The 1,178-nt window shown below is 24.8% G+C and carries 2 protein-coding genes; both read left to right on the top strand.

Features of this window, described 5'->3' with window-relative positions; genetic code table 11:
* Nucleotides 1-732 (top strand): hypothetical protein (locus V1T75_RS16375; RefSeq protein WP_330489564.1); only part of this gene is annotated, 732 nt, incomplete at its 5' end.
* Nucleotides 713-1,096: a hypothetical protein gene (locus V1T75_RS16370; RefSeq protein ID WP_330489563.1), complete on the top strand. Its 384-nt coding sequence runs from the start codon at nucleotides 713-715 to the stop codon at nucleotides 1,094-1,096. The genes V1T75_RS16375 and V1T75_RS16370, both read left to right, overlap by 20 nt.
* Nucleotides 1,097-1,178 lie beyond the last annotated feature (82 nt).

Raw genomic sequence — 1,178 nt, 5'->3', positions numbered from 1 at the left:
ACATATACCTATACAAGTTTTTCTTGTGATACTCCCGATACAGGAGACGCTGTTTACAAATCAGAATACATGAGACAGCAAATACTTATGGATTGTGGACCGGGGTATGATAATGTAACATACGATGGTTATTGTGTTGATACAGAAGAACAAATAATTAATAAACTCGAAGGCAAAGCAGAGTGTGTTTTTAATAAATTATTAACTTCAGGTATTTCTAATTATCATAATATGATAACAGATTTATTTATAGAATTTGGAGATAATAATATAGGGGGAAGAAATTTAACATTTAAAATGTCTTCTGAACTACCAGATAATATTTGGGGAGACACTAAAAAAGATGATGAAACAGGTGATTATATAATATTTATTAATAGTAATGTAATGAGTAGAATATCATCTATAGGAGTTGCAGCCGTATTAGTTCATGAAATATCTCATGCTTTCTTAGGTAAACATTATAATGATTCGAATGCCAGCTTTTCTGATTTATATCAAAACTATATTAACGATACTGATATAGAATACTTTAGTCATGATATTATGAAGGATCAATTTATCAACCGTATGGCAACAGTTTTAAAAAATTATCATCCATCTTTATTTTCTAGTTTTGAAGATTATAAAATTTTATGTTCTAGAGGAGTTTTCGAGTTGTCAGATTTGCAAAAAACACACTTAATAAATACAATAAATAAAGCAAGACAGAATGATGAAAATTGCCCATAATATAAAAAAATATAAGTATTTAATTGGATGTTTACTCATAATTATCACTTCAATAATATTCTTATTTTTTCATTACAAAAGAAGTGATATTTATATATACTATGATAAAAATATTAAGTATTGTAAATTTCCTAGAGATAATAAAAAAGAAGAATATATTATTTGCTTTAATAATAGTAGCTATTCATTTAAAGTTAAAAATGCGAACTCAGTTAGGATAATTGATAATTTAAAAAAAATAAAACTTACATCATTAGAAGAATTATTCAACAATTCAAGACGTAATAAAAATTTATTTTTAATAGTAAAAAAAGATAATAAATATAAAATATTACCTGTAAAAATGTATCAAAACTTAAGTTGATTAATGATAGTCAAACAGATTTTAACCAATACAAAACGTTCAATTTTTTTGAAGATGCTGGTAAAGGTTTAAATGAGTTAGA

The sequence above is a fragment of the Tenacibaculum sp. FZY0031 genome, assembly GCF_036350695.1.
In the GTDB taxonomy this organism is placed as follows: domain Bacteria; phylum Bacteroidota; class Bacteroidia; order Flavobacteriales; family Flavobacteriaceae; genus Polaribacter.
Note: the sequence above shows the minus strand (reverse complement) of the source record. Positions and strands in the feature narration are given on the sequence as shown.